Origin of the sequence: Comamonas sp. BIGb0124, from assembly GCF_003752175.1 — a bacterium.
Taxonomy (GTDB): Bacteria; Pseudomonadota; Gammaproteobacteria; order Burkholderiales; family Burkholderiaceae_C; genus Comamonas_F.
Window position 1 is genome coordinate 318288 of sequence record NZ_RJVF01000011.1, and the last position, 14931, is coordinate 333218.

Sequence of the window (14931 nt, forward strand, 5' to 3'; positions counted from 1 at the left end):
CTTCAGGACAGGCGCAGGGCCAGCGCGGCCAGCGTCAGCAGCAGCACCGGCACCGTCAGCACGATGCCGGTGCGGAAGTAGTAGCCCCAGGTGATCACCACCCCCTTGCGCGCCAGCACGTGCAGCCACAGCAGGGTGGCCAGCGAGCCGATGGGCGTGATCTTGGGGCCGAGGTCGCTGCCGATGATGTTGGCGTAGATCATGGCCTCGCGCACGCTGCCGGTGGCGTGGCTGGCATCGATCGACAGTGCGCCCACCAGCACGGCGGGCAGGTTGTTCATGATCGACGACAGGCCTGCGCTGAGCACCCCGGTGCCCAGGGCCGCGGCCCATACGCCGTGGCCGGCCAGGATGTCGAGCAGGCGGGCCAGGGCGTCGGTGAGGCCGGCGTTGCGCAAGCCGTAGACCACCAGATACATGCCCAGCGAGAACACCACGATGTGCCACGGCGCCTCGCGCAGCACGCGCCGGGTGGGGATGGCGGGACTGCGTGCGGCCACGGCCAGCAGCAGGGCCGAGGCGGCGGCCGCGACGACGCTGATGGGCACGCCCAGCGGTTCGAGCGCAAAGAAGCCGATCAGCAGCAGGGCCAGCACGATCCAGCCGGCCCGGAAGGTGGCCCGGTCGCGAATGGCTTCGTGCGGCGCGCGCAACGCCTGCGGATCGTAGCGTGCGGGAATGCTGCGGTGGAAGTACGCCATCAGCACGGCCAGCGAGGCGACGATCGCCACCGCGTTGACGGGCACCATGACGGCTGCGTAGTCGCCGAAGCCGATGCCGAAGAAATCCGCCGAGACGATGTTGACCAGGTTGGAGACCACCAGCGGCAGGCTGGCCGTGTCGGCGATGAAGCCGGCGGCCATGACGAATGCCAGCGTGGGGCCGGGCCCATAGCCCAGCGCCTGCAGCATGGCCATCACGATCGGGGTGAGGATGAGCGCCGCGCCGTCGTTGGCGAACAGGCCCGTGACCACGGCGCCGAGCAGCACCATCAGCACGAACAGCCGGCGCCCCTGGCCGCCGCCCCAGCGCGCCACGTGCAGCGCCGCCCACTCGAAAAACCCGGCCTCGTCGAGCAGCAGGCTGGTCACCATGATGGCGATCAGCGTGGCGGTCGCGTTCCAGACGATGTGCCAGACGGCCGGGATGTCGGACAGCTGCACGGCGCCGGTCAGCAGGGCGGCCGCGGCGCCCGCGCTGGCGCTCCAGCCCACGCTCAGGCCGCGCGGCTGCCAGATGACCAGGACCAGAGTGGCCACGAACAAAGTGAGCGCGAGCAGCATGGGGCGGCAATCCGTCGAAGGAAGTAGAGGGAGGAGAGGGGCCAAGCGGGTCCGCCAGCGGGCCGGCGGGGCTCGCGCGGGGTCGGCACCGAAGCGCCGACCCGGATCATCGCCCAAGCCGCAGGCGGCGCATGCGCTGGAGGCGATGGCGCGGTCGGGTGCTGCGGCATTCCTGCAACAGCCGCGTGTCCATGGCCTTGGGGACTAGAGCGGAAACCCAACGGTAACTCAGTGAAAACCCTAGGATCGGATGCTTTTTGAAGCCGTTCTGCTATAAATCCGACCGTGCTGATAACGTTTTAGCAAACGATTTCAGCATTCCTGTAATTGAATTACGAAGCGGTTACCTGGGCTGTTCCGAGCATCCGGTTCAGGGGGCAGGTCGGGTTTTCCGCTTGAATTGAACGAGGCAGACGACAGTGGATATCGAACGCAGTGCGCAATCCCCGGTAACTCGGGTACTGGTGGTGGGCAGCATCAACATGGACCTGGTGGTGACCACCCCGGTGGTGCCGCAGCTCGGCCAGACCCTGGCCGGCGACGGTTTTGCCACGCATGCCGGCGGCAAGGGGGCCAACCAGGCGGTGGCGGCGGCGCGCCTGGGTGCGCAGGTCAGCCTGATCGGCCGCGTGGGCCGCGACGCGTTCGGCGCGCAACTGAAAGCCGGCCTGGTGGCCGAGGGCATCGACACCCGGTGGGTGCTCGAGACCGAGGGCGTGCCGACCGGTATCGCCGCGATCACGGTGAGCCAGTCGGACAACGCCATCATCGTGGTGGGCGGCGCCAACCTGGCGCTGACGCCGGCCGATCTGGACAACGCCGACGCCGCCTTTGCGCAGGCCGACGTGGTGCTGGTGCAGCTGGAAGTGCCGCTGGACACCGTGGCGCATGCCGCACGGCTGGCCGGACGGCACGGCAAGCCGCTGCTGCTCAATCCGGCACCGGCCCAGCCGCTGCCCGAAGCGCTGCTGGCAGGCTGCGCGCTGCTGACCCCCAACGAACACGAACTCGCCGTGACCCTGGATGCCGAGACCACCGAGCCGGCCCAGGACTGGCGCGAACTGATGGCCCGCTTGCCGGGACGCGTGGCCATGACCCGCGGTGCCGATGGTGCCTACCACCTCGGCGCCGACGGTGCGATGCACCACCAGCCGGGCTTTGCGGTCGAGCCGGTCGACACCACGGGCGCAGGCGACACCTTCAACGGCGCACTGGCGGCTTTCTGGCCGCTGGGCATGGCGGCGGCGATGCGGCTGGCCTGCGCCGCGGCCGCGCTGTCGGTGACACGCGCCGGCGCGCAGTCGGGCATGCCCGGCCGGGCGCAGCTCGAGGCTTTCCTGGAGTCCCGCGCATGAAGAAGCTCGGACACCTCAACCGCGACATCGCCCGTGTCCTGGCCACCATGGGCCACACGGATCGCCTGGTGATCGCGGATTGCGGCCTGCCGGTGCCGGCCGGCGTGCCCTGCATCGACCTGTCGCTGCAGCTCGGCGTGCCGTCGTTCATGGATGTGCTCGACACGGTCCTGGCCGACTTCCAGGTCGAACGGGCGGTGTTTGCGCACGAGGCGCAGCAGGCCAACGCAGCGGTCGCCGCGCGCGCAGGTGCCCTGGCCGAACAGGGCGTGGCGGTGGAGTTCGTCGGCCATGCCGATCTGAAAGGCCTCACGCAGGGCGCCCACGTCATCATCCGCACCGGCGAGGCGACGCCCTATGCCAACGTGGTGCTGTATTCGGGTGTGATCTTCTGATGTCGGCCGAACTGTCTCCGAACGCCACCGCCCCGGCCGCCGCCGTGCCGCAGGTGGCCATGCGCGGCATCAGCAAGGCCTTCGGTCCGGTCAAGGTGCTCGAAGCCGTCGATTTTTCGCTGGCGCCGGGCGAAATCCACGCGCTGATGGGCGAAAACGGCGCCGGCAAGTCCACGCTGGTGAAGGTGCTGTGCGGGGTCTATCAGGCCGACGCCGGCGCCATCGCGGTGGAAGGGCAGGCCGTGCAGATCCGCAGCACGGCCGAGGCCGAGGCCCTGGGCATCGCCATCATCCACCAGGAACTCAACCTGATCCCGCAACTGTCGGTGATGGAGAACCTGTTCCTGGGGCGCGAGCCCAGCCGCTGGGGCGTGATCGACACCCGCCGCATGCGCGAGCAGTCCCGCCACTGGCTGGCCATGGTGGGCGCGGCCCACATCGATCCGGAGACCGAGGCCGGCACGCTGTCCATCGGGCAGCAGCAGATGGTGGAGATCGCCAAGGCGCTGTCGCTGGACGCCCGCGTGCTGGTGATGGACGAGCCCACCGCCGCGCTCACCGAGCGCGAGATCGAGCGGCTGTTCCAGATCATGACCGAGCTCAAGCAGCGCGGCGTGGCCATCGTCTATGTCTCGCACCGCATGGAAGAGATCTTCCAGATCTGCGACAAGATCTCGGTGCTGCGCGACGGCCGTTTCGTGGGCGAGCGCGTGATCCGGCAGACCCGCTTCGAGGAGATCGTGCAGATGATGGTGGGCCGCGAGATCGGCGACCGTTTTCCGGCCCGCAGCCTGGCCCACGGCCCGGTGCGCCTGCAGGTGCAGGGCCTGGCCGACACGGGCCATGTCAGCGGCATCGAGTTCGAGGTGCGTGCGGGCGAAGTGCTGGGCATCGCCGGGCTGATGGGCGCCGGCCGCAGTGAAATCCTCAAGACGCTGTTCGGCGTCAACCGCCGTGCCGCCGGGACGGTGCGCATCGACGGCCAGGCCGTGGCGCTGGCTTCGCCCACGCAGGCCATCGCGGCCGGCATCGGCTTCGTCACCGAGGACCGCAAGAGCGAAGGTCTGGTGCTCGGCCTGTCGGTGCGCGAGAACGCCACGCTGGTCCATCTCTCCGACTATGCCCGCGCAGGCGTGGTCGATGCACGTGCCGAGCGGGCCGCGGTGCAGCAGCTGATCGCCGACCTGCGCATCCGCACCCGCGATGCCGAGCTCGAGGTCAAGTCGCTGTCGGGCGGCAACCAGCAGAAGGTGGTCTTTGCCAAATGGCTGGCCCAGCCGCCCAAGGTGCTGCTGCTCGACGAGCCCACCCGGGGCGTCGACGTCGGCGGCAAGGCCGAGATCTACACCATCATCAACCGGCTGGCAGCGGCCGGCACGGCGATCGTGATGGTCTCGTCCGAGCTGCCCGAGGTGATGGCCATGAGCGACCGCATCCTGGTCATGCACCAGGGCCGCCAGGCCGGCATCTTCGATGCCCGCAGCGCGACCCAGGAGCTGCTGATGACGGCGGCGACCGGCGGCCAGTGAGGCCACCCCTTTCTTTTCCCAAGCACACCACAACACCATCATGTCTCCCTCTCAAAAAGCCCTGCTGCAGAAGCTCGGCCCATTCTTCGCGCTGCTGATCGTGGGCGTCGGGCTGGCCACGCTGAGCCCCGATTTCCTGACGGTCGGCAATCTCATGAACGTCATGCGGCAGGTCTCGATCAATGCGCTGATCGCTTTCGGCATGACGCTGGTCATCCTGCTGGGCGGCATCGACCTGTCGGTGGGAGCCATCCTGGCGGTGTCGTCGGTGCTCACGGCGATGTTCATGAAGGACGGCTGGGATCCGATGCTCTGCACGGCCCTGGGCATCGCCTCGGGCGCGCTCATGGGGCTGGCCAACGGGCTGGTGATCGCCAAGGGCAAGGTGGCGCCGTTCATCGCCACGCTGGGCATGATGACGGTGCTGCGCGGGCTCTCGCTGGTGCTCTCCAACGGCAGCCCGATCAGCGGACTCGACAGCGACCTGTTCGCGATGCTGGGCGGCGGCTACGTGGCCGGCTGGGTCCCGGTGCCCGTGGTGTGGATGCTGCTGGCCTTTGCCGTGTTCTGGTTCGTGTTGCGCAAGACGGTGTTCGGCCGCCATGTGTACGCCACCGGCGGCAACCCCGAGGCCGCCCGGCTGTCGGGCGTCAAGACCGACCGGGTGCAGATCGGCGTCTACACGCTGTCGGGTGCGATGGCGGCGATGGCTGGCGTGATTCTGACGTCGCGCCTGAATTCGGCCCAGCCCACGGCCGGTACGGGCTACGAGCTCGATGCGATCGCCGCAGTGGTGCTGGGCGGCACCAGCCTGGCCGGTGGCCGCGGCTGGATCTTCGGCACGCTGGTGGGCGCACTGCTCATCGGGGTGCTCAACAATGGCTTGAACCTGCTGGGCGTGTCGTCCTTCTACCAGCAGGTGATCAAGGGCGTGGTCATTCTGCTGGCCGTGCTGATCGACCGCGCGGGCAAGAAATAAGCGGGGCAGGCGCAGCCCCGGCAGTCCGCTATTCGTGCCTAGACACATTCATCCGTTTTCAACATCCACCAGGAGCCATCCATGAACCGTTTTGTCCCGACTCTGCTGGCCAGCATCTTGGCCGTGGGCCTTGTCGCCTGCTCCAAGCAAGGCCCCGAGACCGCTGCCGCACCGGCTGCGGGCAACAATGCCGCCGTGTCGGTCGGCCTGTCGATCTCGACCCTCAACAACCCCTTCTTCGTGGCGCTGCGCGACGGTGCGCAGGCCGAGGCCAGCAAGGACGGCATCAACCTGATCACGGTGGATGCGCAGGACGATCCGGCCAAGCAGATCGCCAGCGTCGAGGATCTGATCCAGAAGAAGGTCAAGGTCATCCTGATCAACCCGACGGATTCCGACGCCGTGGCCAATGTGGTCAAGCAGGCCACCGCTGCCGGCATCGCCGTGGTGTCGCTGGACCGCAGCGTCAATGGCGCCGAAGTGGCTTCGCACATCGCTTCGGACAACGTCGCCGGCGGCAAGCTAGCGGCCGAGTTCCTGCTCGAGAAGCTGGGCGGCAAGGGCAATCTGGTCGAACTCGAAGGCGTGCCCGGCACATCGGCCGCGCGTGAACGGGGCCAGGGCTTCCACTCGGTGGTCGACGGCAAGGACGGCGTGAAGCTGGTGGCACGCCAGCCGGCCGATTTCGACCGGGCCAAGGGCCTGTCGGTGACCGAGAACATCCTGCAGGGCAACAAGGACGTGCAGGGCGTCTTTGCGCACAACGACGAGATGGCGCTGGGCGCACAGAAAGCCGTGGAAGCGGCCGGCCTGAAGAACGTGGTGGTGGTCGGCTTCGACGCCACGCCGGATGCGGTCGCCGCCGTCAAGGCCGGCAGCCTGGCCGCCACCGTGCAGCAGAAGCCCGACCTGATCGGCCAGTACGGCGTGCAGACGGCCAAGAAGCTGATCGACGGCCAGACCGTGGACAAGAGCATTCCGGTGCCGCTGGACCTGGTCAAGCAGTAAGCTTGCCGTCCATGAGTCAATTCGAACGTCTGAAGATCGACGACATCGCGCGGCTGGCCCAGGTCTCGCGGACCACCGCCAGCATGGTGCTCAACGGGCAGGCCGAACGCTACCGGATCGCCGCGGCGACGGTGGCGCGGGTCAAGGCGGTGGCCGAGGCGCATCACTATGTGCCCTCGCAATCCGCACGGGCCCTGCGCAGCCGCAAGAGCCGCACGCTGGGCCTGGTGATCCCCGAGCTGGTGAACTACGCCCACGCCAGCCTGGCGCAGGCGCTGGAGGTGCAGAGCCGCGCCGCGGGTTACCAGTTGCTCATCGCCACGAGCAACGACGATGCCGAGCAGGAGGCGCAAGGCATCGCGCAACTGGTGGCGCGCGAGATCGACGGACTGATCGTGGTGCCGGCCAGCGCCGACGCGCAGCGTTACCTGGGCTGGCAGTCCCGCTTGCCGCTGGTGTTTGCCGACCGCCGCATCGAGGGTTGCGGCATCGCATTTGCCGTCAGCGATGCCACCGATGCGGTCAGCGCGCTGACCGCACAGGCGCTCGGCCAGTCGCGCGATGCGCTGGCCGGGGCGCAGCTGCCGGTGGTGGCTTATTTCGGTGGACAGTCGGCGCTGTCGCCCAGCCGTGACCGGCTGGCCGGCTTTCGCCGCGCGCTGGCCGCGGCCGGCGTGACCGAGGGGGACGGCACGGTGGTCGAACGCGACTACCTGCGCAGTTCCGGTCTGGCCATGATGGCGCAGTGGCGGCAGGCCCATGGCGGCCGGGTGCCCGATGTGCTGTTCACCGGCGGCATCGGCCTGCTCGAAGGGGTTCTGGCCGACCTGCAGGCCAGCCATCTGCTGGGCCGCGGCCTGGACGCGACGCCGCATGCGCTGCGGCTGATCACGTTCGACGACCATCCGCTGCTCGACTGCCTGCCGCTGCCTGTGGATTCGGTGGCGCAGGACAGCGAGGGCCTGGCGCGTGCCAGCCTGGAGACGGTGCTGGCGCTGATCCAGGGCGAGACCGAGCCGGTCTCGGTGTGGGTGCCGGCCCGCGTGCGGCGTCGCTCGGCCTAGAAGCCGGGCCGCCCGCTTTCAGGCAAGAGGCGCATCCCCGGGATGCCGCCTGAGCTCTTGGGCCGCAGTGCCCGCGCAGCCTCTGCGGCGCGCGGCCTGCGGCTCGTTCGATTCGGCTCGGCGCAACGCGATTCGACGCGACTCAACCCAGCGGCTGCAGGGCCTGCGGCGAAGGCCGGACGGGCACCGGCTCGGTCGGCGGCTGGACCGTGTCGCTCGCCTTGGGCGTGAGCGCGTCCGGGGCAATGGGCGGCGGCTCCTGGCCCGTGGTGGTGGACGACAGGTACTCCTCGAGCAAACCGAAGAAACGGTCGTAGAGGCCGGACTTGGTCAGCGTGAGGCTGCCGATCTTGACCAGCGAATCGTCGGACGAGCCGATCGGCATGGACAGCGAGCCCAGCACGCTCACGCCGAGCGAGGCCGAGGTGTTGGTCTTGCGCAGCGCGTAGAGCTGCTGGACGGCGTTGGCGAACACCGTGCTGGTTCCCGAGCGGTCGGGCACGCAGGTGATGTTGAACTCGATCTCGTAGTGCTGCTCGCGGTTCTGCTGGAAGTGCTTGCGTGCGGCCAGGCTGGTCGGCGTGGCCGTGGTGATGATGTAGGCCTGGCTGAGCAGGGCACGGCGCGCGGCTTCGCAACTGTTCTCGGCGGCGGTGCCGTAGTTGCGCGTGAAGGTGGTGGTGTCGTCGAAGGCCTCGTGGGCCAGGTCGACGTTCTTGGTGGCGCAGCCCGCCAGCAGCGCCACGATGGCGGCCGGCACGAGCAGCCCGGCGGAGAGACGGGAAAAGGCAGTGGGACGCATAACTTCCATCAGGTCTGGCGAAACGGACTGGGGGTCATCGGACAGGGAACGCACGGGCGCCGGTCGCCGGTGCGGCCGAGCGGCGCTTCGAACAGGGCTGGAGTCGGCTCGCCCCCCGTTGGTTCCTGACTTGCATTATGGGCAAGTCGTGTCGTCCGGTACGGTGTGGCGATGGGCCGCGATCCTGGGGACACGCAAATTTGCGGTAAATCCCGGTCCCGGTCTACAGCACCAGGTCGGCCGCCAGCGGCGCGTGGTCGGACAGGCTGGCCCAGGGATGCTTGGGCAGCGGCGAGGGCCGGTGGCTGGCGACACCGCGCACGTAGATGCGGTCGAGTGCCAAGACGGGGAACTTGGCCGGGAAGGTGCGGGCAGACCGGCCGTTGGCGGTGAGAAACACTTCGTCGAGATCGGCGCCGTCCTTGAGGATGCGGTGCGCATGGCGGCGCCAGTCGTTGAAGTCGCCGGCCACGATGATGGGCGCGTCGGGCGGCACGTCGTTGCGGATGATGGCGCACATCATCTCGAGCTGTTTGCGCCGGTGGTTCTCGGCGAGGCCGAGATGGGCGCAGATGACGTGCAGGGGGCGGTCGAACCCGGGCGCACGCAGCTCGCAGTGCAGCAGGCCGCGGCGTTCGGGGCCGGCGATCGAGACGTCGTGGTTGAGGTGACGCTCGATCGGAAACTTGGTGAGGATGGCATTGCCATGGTCGCCCGAGGGGTAGACCGCATTGCGGCCGTAGGCGTACTGGGGCCAGATGGTGTCGGCCAGGAACTCGTAGTGCGAGGCGGCGGGCCAGTCGGCGACGCGGCTGGCATGCCGGGTGTGCGCGCCCGTCACCTCCTGAAGGAAAACGATGTCGGCACCCACGGCCCGGACGCCGTCCCGCAGCGCGGGCAGGATGAACTTGCGGTTGAACGACGAGAACCCCTTGTGGGTGTTGATCGTCATGACCTTGATCGGAAAGGGTTGGGCTCTGGTGGACATCGGCGGCAAACGGGCACGTGGCGACCGGAGGGTCGGACAGCGATTTGAAACAGCGGCAGGCCGCAAGGGCCGTCTCGAGGTCTTCATTGTGCGCCCGCCGGCCACCCCCTGGACGTAGGACGGCCGTGGCATGCGGTGCGGGTGAGGACCTGCGCGCGGATTTCTTCGGTATGCTAGGCGGCAACCCAGTACAGCCCAAGGAGATCGCGCATGAGTGCCCCCCATTCGCCGTTTGCCCGTCACGGCCAAGAAGGCGCTGCCCCCGCGGAAGGGGCGGGCGCGTCGCCCTTCGGTTTCGGCGCCCCGTGGTCGGGCTTCGGCCAGGGTTTCGATTTTTTCCAGCAGCTCACGCGGGGCGCAGCGCAGCAGGCGCCCCCCGGCATGCCGCCGCTGGCCTCGTGGCTGACGCCCACGCTGGATGCCGACGCGCTGGACAAGCGCATCGACGAACTCAAGACGGTGCAGTTCTGGCTGGAGCAGAACACGCGCGCCATCGTCGCCACCATCCAGGCCCTCGAGGTGCAGAAGCTGACCATCGAGTCGCTGCGCCGGATGAACATGAACATGGCCGACCTGGCCGAGAATCTGCGCGCGGCGGCCCAGCCCAAACCGGCCCCCGCCTGGCCCGGCACCCGTGGCGATGCCGACGAAGCGGCGGCGGCCGAACCGTCTGCGGCCGCCCCGTCGTTCTTCGCCGACCGGCCGGCCCCCGAGACCGTGGCAGAACCGGAGGGCGATGCGGCCGCGCCGGACGCGGCCGCCACAGAAGCAGCGTCGGCATCGGCGCCGGGCGCCGATCCGCTGGCCTGGTGGAGCGCGCTGGGGCAGCAGTTCCAGGCGATTGCCCAGCAGGCGCTGCGGGGTGCGAGTGCCTCTGCGACGGCGGCGCCGGACGGTTCCGCGGAATCGGCCCCGGCGGCCGACGCGGAATCGACATCGACATCGGCCAGCCGGCCGAAGGCGGCCGGCGGCGCGGCCCCTCCGACTGCGCGGCGTCAGGCCGTCCCGAAAAAGGCGGCATCGGCCCAGAAGGCCGCCAAGCCGCGCGCATCCGCCAGCGGTGCGGGGGGCGCGACGACCCCGGCCCGGCCCCTGCCTGCCCAAGCGCCGGTCAGCGGATCCCGCGCCGCTGCAGGCCGCCGAAGTGCCGCTGCGTCTGCCGGCAAGGCTCCGCCCGGCACGCCCAGGCCCAAGTCCGCCTCCGGATCCGCGTCCAAGTCCCAGCCCAAGTCGAAGACCGCCGCCGCCAGCCGCCGCGGTGCGTCGCCCTTGCCATCCAAGTCATGAAGTTGTTTCCACACGCCCACGCCACGCATCCCGACTGGCGCATGGCCTGCAGCCTGATCGTCGCGCAACTGCGTGCGCAGTCGGCCCTGCCCGACTACGCGTCCGCGCCGCCGCTGGGACTGCTTTATTTCACGGATCACTACGCCGAGCATGCGCAGGAGCTGCTCGATACCCTGTCGGCGGCGCTGCCGCACGTGTCGGACTGGGTCGGCAGCGCGGGCCTGGGCGTGATGGCCGGCGAGGCCGAGTACATGGACGAGCCGGCCCTGGCCGTCATGCTGTGCGATCTCGATGCTTCGCAGTACCGGGTGTTTTCGGGCATCTCGCCGCTGCCGCAGCAGTTTGCGGCCTCGACCATGCTGGTCCATGCCGACGCGCAGACGCCGGATCTGCAGGAGCTCGTGGCCGAACTGGCCGAGCGCACCCGCGAACGCAGTCTGCACGGCGGACTGGTGGCCAGCCGGCGCCAGCCCTGGCAGGTCGCCTGGAGCAGCCATGGCCAGTTGCCGGATCTTCAGGTGGACGGGCGCGGCATGATCGAAGGCGGCATCAGCGGCGTGGCGCTGGGCACCGAGGTGGTCTGGGCCGCCAAGCTGGCGCAGGGTTGCCACCCGATCGGGCCGCGGCGCCGCATCACCGCCGCCGAAGGGCAGGTGGTGACCGAGCTCGACGGCCAGCCCGCGCTGGCCATGCTGCTGCAGGACTCGCAACTGCCGCTCGACGCTTCGCTGCAGGCCCGGGCCGATCTGATGGCGCTGCTGCGCCGCACGCTCATCTGCCTGGAGCTCGGCGAGGGCGAAGTGGCGGCGAGCTGGTCCGAGGCCACATCGGCGAGCGGCATGACGGAAGTACCCGCGCTGGGTGTCGAGGAAGGCGGGCATCGTGTGCACGGCCCGATCGAGTCGCAGGCGCGGCCCATCATCGGTGTCGACCTGGCCCGCCAGGGGCTGGCGCTGGCCGGCGGCAACGGCGCCGTCCGGGTGGGCATGGAGATGACGTTCTGCCAGCGCGACCTGCGCACGGCCCGGCGCGACCTGGTGAGGGCCTGCACCGAGGTGCGCGAGATGCTGGAGCCGGCTTCGCTGTCGCACGACCAGATCCATGCCCGGCTCGACGACGAGGCGCGTTCGCTGGCGCCTGCAGGACGGGGCGTGGCCGGAGCGATCTATTTCAGCTGCGCCTCGCGCGGCGGCGCCTATTTCGGCGGACCGAACGCGGAACTGCAGATCGTTCGGCGTGCGCTGGGCCATGTGCCGCTGGTGGGCGTGTTCACGGCGGGCGAGGTCAGCGACCGGCTGCTGCACACCTATGCGGGTGTGCTGTTCGTTTTTCCGTCCTGAAGGCGGCGGCCCCGACCGGCCGCATCCGCCGCGTGGCGTTGCTCAGTCCCTGAAAACCGTGGACGAGGTGTCAGGCCGGCGCCAGCGCGCGGGCGGCAAAACGCGGCTCGGGCGCGGCGATCCGGTCTTGCGCGGCCACCAGCGGCAAATCGCGTGCGCCGGCGGCCGTGGCGTGCACCAGCGCATACAGCGTGGAGGTGGCCAGCTCCAGGGCCTGCGGCAGTGCCCGGCCGCTGAGCAGCCGGCCCAGCAGCGTGGCCGAGAACACATCGCCCATGCCGTTGGGCAGCGGGTGCAGGTCGAGCCTGGGCGTGGTGACCAGCCAGGCCCCTTCGCCGTTGACGGCCAGCGTGCCCAGGGCATCGGCGGCGATGTCGGGCGTGGCCAGACTGGTGACGACCACGGTGTCGGGCCCGCGTCCGCGCAGCAGGCGCGCGGTCCGCACGGCTTCCGCGACGCTGGCCGGCTTGCTGCCGGTCAGCAGTTCGAACTCGAACTGGTTGGGCGTGATGATGTTGGCATTGGGCATGGCCTGGTCGCGCAGGAAATCCGGAATCGCCGGGTTCACGAAGACACCGCGCCCCACGTCGCCCATCACGGGGTCGCACAGGTAACGCACGGCCGGGTTCTCGCGGCGGATTTCGCCCACGGCATCGAGGATGACGGCGCCGGTTCCTGCATCGCCCAGGTAACCCGACAGCACGGCCGAGACCCGCTGCAGCACGCCGCGCTCGCGCAGCCCGGCGATGATCTCGCGGATGTGGTCGGCCCCGAAAACCTGTCCCCTGAACTGGCCGTAGCCGGTGTGGTTGGAGAACTGCACGGTGTGCACGGGCAGCACCTCGAAGCCCAGCCGCTGGAGGGGGAACACCGCGGCCGCATTGCCGACATGGCCCCACGCGACATGGGATTGGATGGACAGGATGAGAGGCGGGGTTTCGAGTGTCATGGCCGTTCGCGCGAATAGGGTGGCCGGGGCGTGAGCCCGGTGAGGCTGTGATTATTCGGCATTTGGCGGCCGGGCGGGGCCGGTATCCCTCCCGGCGTGGCTTCAGGCCTGGCGCAGGGGCAGGTAGGCGGTGGCTTCGATCTCGATCAGCACCTCGTCGCCGGGCATGAAACGCGAGACCTCGACCACCGTGCTGACGGGCGGCTCGCCGGGATAGAACAGCCCGCGCACGCGGTTGTAGGGCGCGTAGTGGGGCAGTTCGCGGAAGTACTGCACGAGCTTGAACACGTCCTGCATGGTGCCGCCGTACTCGCCGACGAGCTGCCGGATGCGTTCGAGCACGAACCAGCTCTGCGCCACGATCGGCGACTCGAAGATGTCGACGGTCATCTGTCCGGTGCAGTAGCCCAGCGTCTGCAACTGCGCGCGGGCTTCGGTCGGGATGTCCTCGAAGCTGCGCACCACCTGGCGCCGGGCCGGGTCGACCGCGACCACGCCGCTCATGAAGACGAAATCGCCGACGCGTTTGGCGGCCGCGTAGTTGGCCATCGGTTTGCCCATGCTCATGCGGTTTGCTCCTGAGGGCCCAGCGCGGGCCAGGCGCGCATCTTGCCGGGGTTGAGCAGGCCATGCGGATCGAGCCGGCGCTTCATCTCCAGCAGCTCGGGGGCCAGGTCGCCGCCCTGCTTGCCTTCCTCGATGATGAAGGTGTGGGGGTTGTTGACCCGCACCTGCTCGGCCCGGTGCTGCGCGATGATCTCGGCCAGCCGCTCTTCGGTCGTGAAGCGCACCAGGGGCAGCGCGGTGCAGGTGAGGTGGCCGTCGACGTTGCGGATGAACTCGACGTGCATCAGCACTTCGCCTTCGAACATAGCCTTGAGCCTGAGCACCTGTTCGATGTGCTTGCCCGGGATGAAGGCGGTCTGCAGATAGGTCAGGCCCTTGTCGACCTTCAGGGCGTGCAGGGTGGTGTGGTTCCAGGCGTATTCGATGAGGGTGTGGCCGCCCGCCTGGGCTTCGGCATGGCTCTGGCGATAGCTGATCGCGCCGCCGTGGGCCGCCGCCAGGGCCTCGACGGTGGACTCGCCCGAGGCGGCGTGGACCAGCAGCACGGCGTGCCGATGGGCCGGCAGATGGGCCTTCAGCGCGGTCAGGTAGGCGGGGATGGGGTCGGCCAGGACGGCGACTTCCTTCTTGACCAGGCCGGGGTTGCGCGCCACGGCGTCGGCAAAACGCAGGGCCGCCTCGAAATCGTCGAACACGCCGATGCTTTCCAGCCATTCATGCGCCGGCGCCAGTGCCACTTCGATTTCCAGCACGATGCCGTTGGTTCCCCACATGTGATGCAGGCGCATGGCCTCCGCGCCCCGCAGTTCGATCACCTGGGGGTGCTCTTCGAGCGTCATCACCTTGGCGCCCAGGATGTTGCCGGGTGCCGCCAGCGGACCGTAGGTGATGGAGCCGGCGCCGCCGAAGCCGCCGGAGAACAGGCCGCCCAGCGTGGCGCTGCGGTAGGTCGAGGGCAGCCAGCGCAGTTCCTGGCCCGAGCCGTCCTGCAGCAGGCGGTTGAAGTCGCCCAGCCGGATGCCGGCCTGGGCGCGTGCGACACCGGGCCGCTGCCACAGCATGCCGTTGAAGGCGCTCATGTCCATCACGATGCCGCCCTGCAGGGGCACGCTCTGGCCGTAGTTGCCGGTGCCCGCGCCGCGCAGCGTCAGGGGCAGGCGGTTGCGGGCGCAGAAGCTGGCGATCTGGCGCACGTCGTCCTCGGTGCGCGGGCGCACCACGCCGTCGGCGCACAGGCCCTGCAACTGGCGTTTGAGCACCGGGCTGAACCAGAAGAAGTCCTGCGACAGGCGGGCCACTTTCAGGGCGTCGGTCACCCAGTCCAGGGTGGGCAACTGTTCGGCAAAAGAGGGAGAGGGGGATGAGGTCATGCGATGCAATCGAAT

14 protein-coding genes are annotated in these 14931 nt (G+C 69.3%); 8 read left to right on the top strand and 6 right to left on the bottom strand.

Annotation, left to right across the window (positions count from 1 at the left end):
• Positions 1-2 precede the first annotated feature (2 nt).
• On the bottom strand, positions 3-1283 hold the full coding sequence (locus tag EC845_RS14030) for an arsenic transporter (RefSeq protein ID WP_123298717.1): 1281 nt from the start codon (positions 1281-1283) through the stop codon (positions 3-5).
• A 482-nt stretch (positions 1284-1765) separates the two neighbouring features.
• On the opposite strand from EC845_RS14030, the gene EC845_RS14035 reads away from it, so the two are divergent.
• The 6 genes from EC845_RS14035 to EC845_RS14060 all read left to right on the top strand — a co-directional run bounded on the left by EC845_RS14035 (position 1766) and on the right by EC845_RS14060 (position 7613).
• A complete protein-coding gene (locus EC845_RS14035; protein WP_123298856.1) occupies positions 1766-2638 on the top strand; it encodes a ribokinase in 873 nt (290 codons plus the stop codon).
• Complete coding sequence (gene rbsD / locus EC845_RS14040; protein WP_123298718.1) at positions 2635-3033, top strand: D-ribose pyranase; 399 nt, start codon at positions 2635-2637, stop codon at positions 3031-3033. Before EC845_RS14035 ends, rbsD begins: the two co-directional genes overlap by 4 nt.
• Entirely contained in the window at positions 3033-4562 is a 1530-nt protein-coding gene (locus EC845_RS14045; protein ID WP_123298719.1) for a sugar ABC transporter ATP-binding protein, read from the top strand. The genes rbsD and EC845_RS14045 overlap by 1 nt, the downstream gene beginning before the upstream one ends.
• A gap of 40 nt (positions 4563-4602) precedes the next feature.
• A complete protein-coding gene (locus tag EC845_RS14050; RefSeq protein WP_123298720.1) occupies positions 4603-5541 on the top strand; it encodes an ABC transporter permease in 939 nt (312 codons plus the stop codon).
• Between the two features lie 81 nt (positions 5542-5622).
• On the top strand, positions 5623-6549 hold the full coding sequence (rbsB, locus tag EC845_RS14055; RefSeq protein WP_123298721.1) for a ribose ABC transporter substrate-binding protein RbsB: 927 nt from the start codon (positions 5623-5625) through the stop codon (positions 6547-6549).
• Positions 6550-6560: 11 nt separating this feature from the next.
• The gene (locus tag EC845_RS14060) at positions 6561-7613 is read left to right on the top strand and encodes a substrate-binding domain-containing protein (RefSeq protein ID WP_123298722.1); all 1053 of its coding nucleotides are present in this window, start codon (positions 6561-6563) and stop codon (positions 7611-7613) included.
• Positions 7614-7755: 142 nt separating this feature from the next.
• On the opposite strand, the gene EC845_RS14065 is transcribed toward EC845_RS14060, so the two are convergent.
• Together EC845_RS14065 and EC845_RS14070 are read right to left on the bottom strand one after the other, a co-directional pair.
• A complete protein-coding gene (locus tag EC845_RS14065) occupies positions 7756-8415 on the bottom strand; it encodes a DUF2242 domain-containing protein (RefSeq protein WP_158615699.1) in 660 nt (219 codons plus the stop codon).
• A 223-nt stretch (positions 8416-8638) separates the two neighbouring features.
• Positions 8639-9403, bottom strand: coding sequence for an endonuclease/exonuclease/phosphatase family protein (locus EC845_RS14070; RefSeq protein WP_123298724.1), 765 nt, complete (start codon positions 9401-9403; stop codon positions 8639-8641).
• Between the two features lie 210 nt (positions 9404-9613).
• On the opposite strand from EC845_RS14070, the gene EC845_RS14075 reads away from it, so the two are divergent.
• Both EC845_RS14075 and EC845_RS14080 read left to right on the top strand, forming a co-directional pair.
• The gene (locus EC845_RS14075) at positions 9614-10690 is read left to right on the top strand and encodes a PhaM family polyhydroxyalkanoate granule multifunctional regulatory protein (protein WP_123298725.1); all 1077 of its coding nucleotides are present in this window, start codon (positions 9614-9616) and stop codon (positions 10688-10690) included.
• Positions 10687-12030, top strand: coding sequence for an FIST N-terminal domain-containing protein (locus EC845_RS14080; protein WP_123298726.1), 1344 nt, complete (start codon positions 10687-10689; stop codon positions 12028-12030). The genes EC845_RS14075 and EC845_RS14080 overlap by 4 nt, the downstream gene beginning before the upstream one ends.
• A gap of 70 nt (positions 12031-12100) precedes the next feature.
• On the opposite strand, the gene pdxY is transcribed toward EC845_RS14080, so the two are convergent.
• The 3 genes from pdxY to EC845_RS14095 all read right to left on the bottom strand — a co-directional run bounded on the left by pdxY (position 12101) and on the right by EC845_RS14095 (position 14916).
• Positions 12101-12979, bottom strand: coding sequence for a pyridoxal kinase PdxY (gene pdxY / locus EC845_RS14085; protein ID WP_123298727.1), 879 nt, complete (start codon positions 12977-12979; stop codon positions 12101-12103).
• Between the two features lie 102 nt (positions 12980-13081).
• Positions 13082-13546, bottom strand: coding sequence for a RidA family protein (locus EC845_RS14090; RefSeq protein ID WP_123298728.1), 465 nt, complete (start codon positions 13544-13546; stop codon positions 13082-13084).
• Positions 13543-14916 carry an FAD-binding oxidoreductase gene (locus tag EC845_RS14095; protein WP_123298729.1) on the bottom strand — a complete coding sequence of 458 codons (1374 nt, stop codon included), beginning with the start codon at positions 14914-14916 and terminating at the stop codon, positions 13543-13545. The genes EC845_RS14090 and EC845_RS14095 overlap by 4 nt, the downstream gene beginning before the upstream one ends.
• Between the last annotated feature and the right edge of the window lie 15 nt (positions 14917-14931).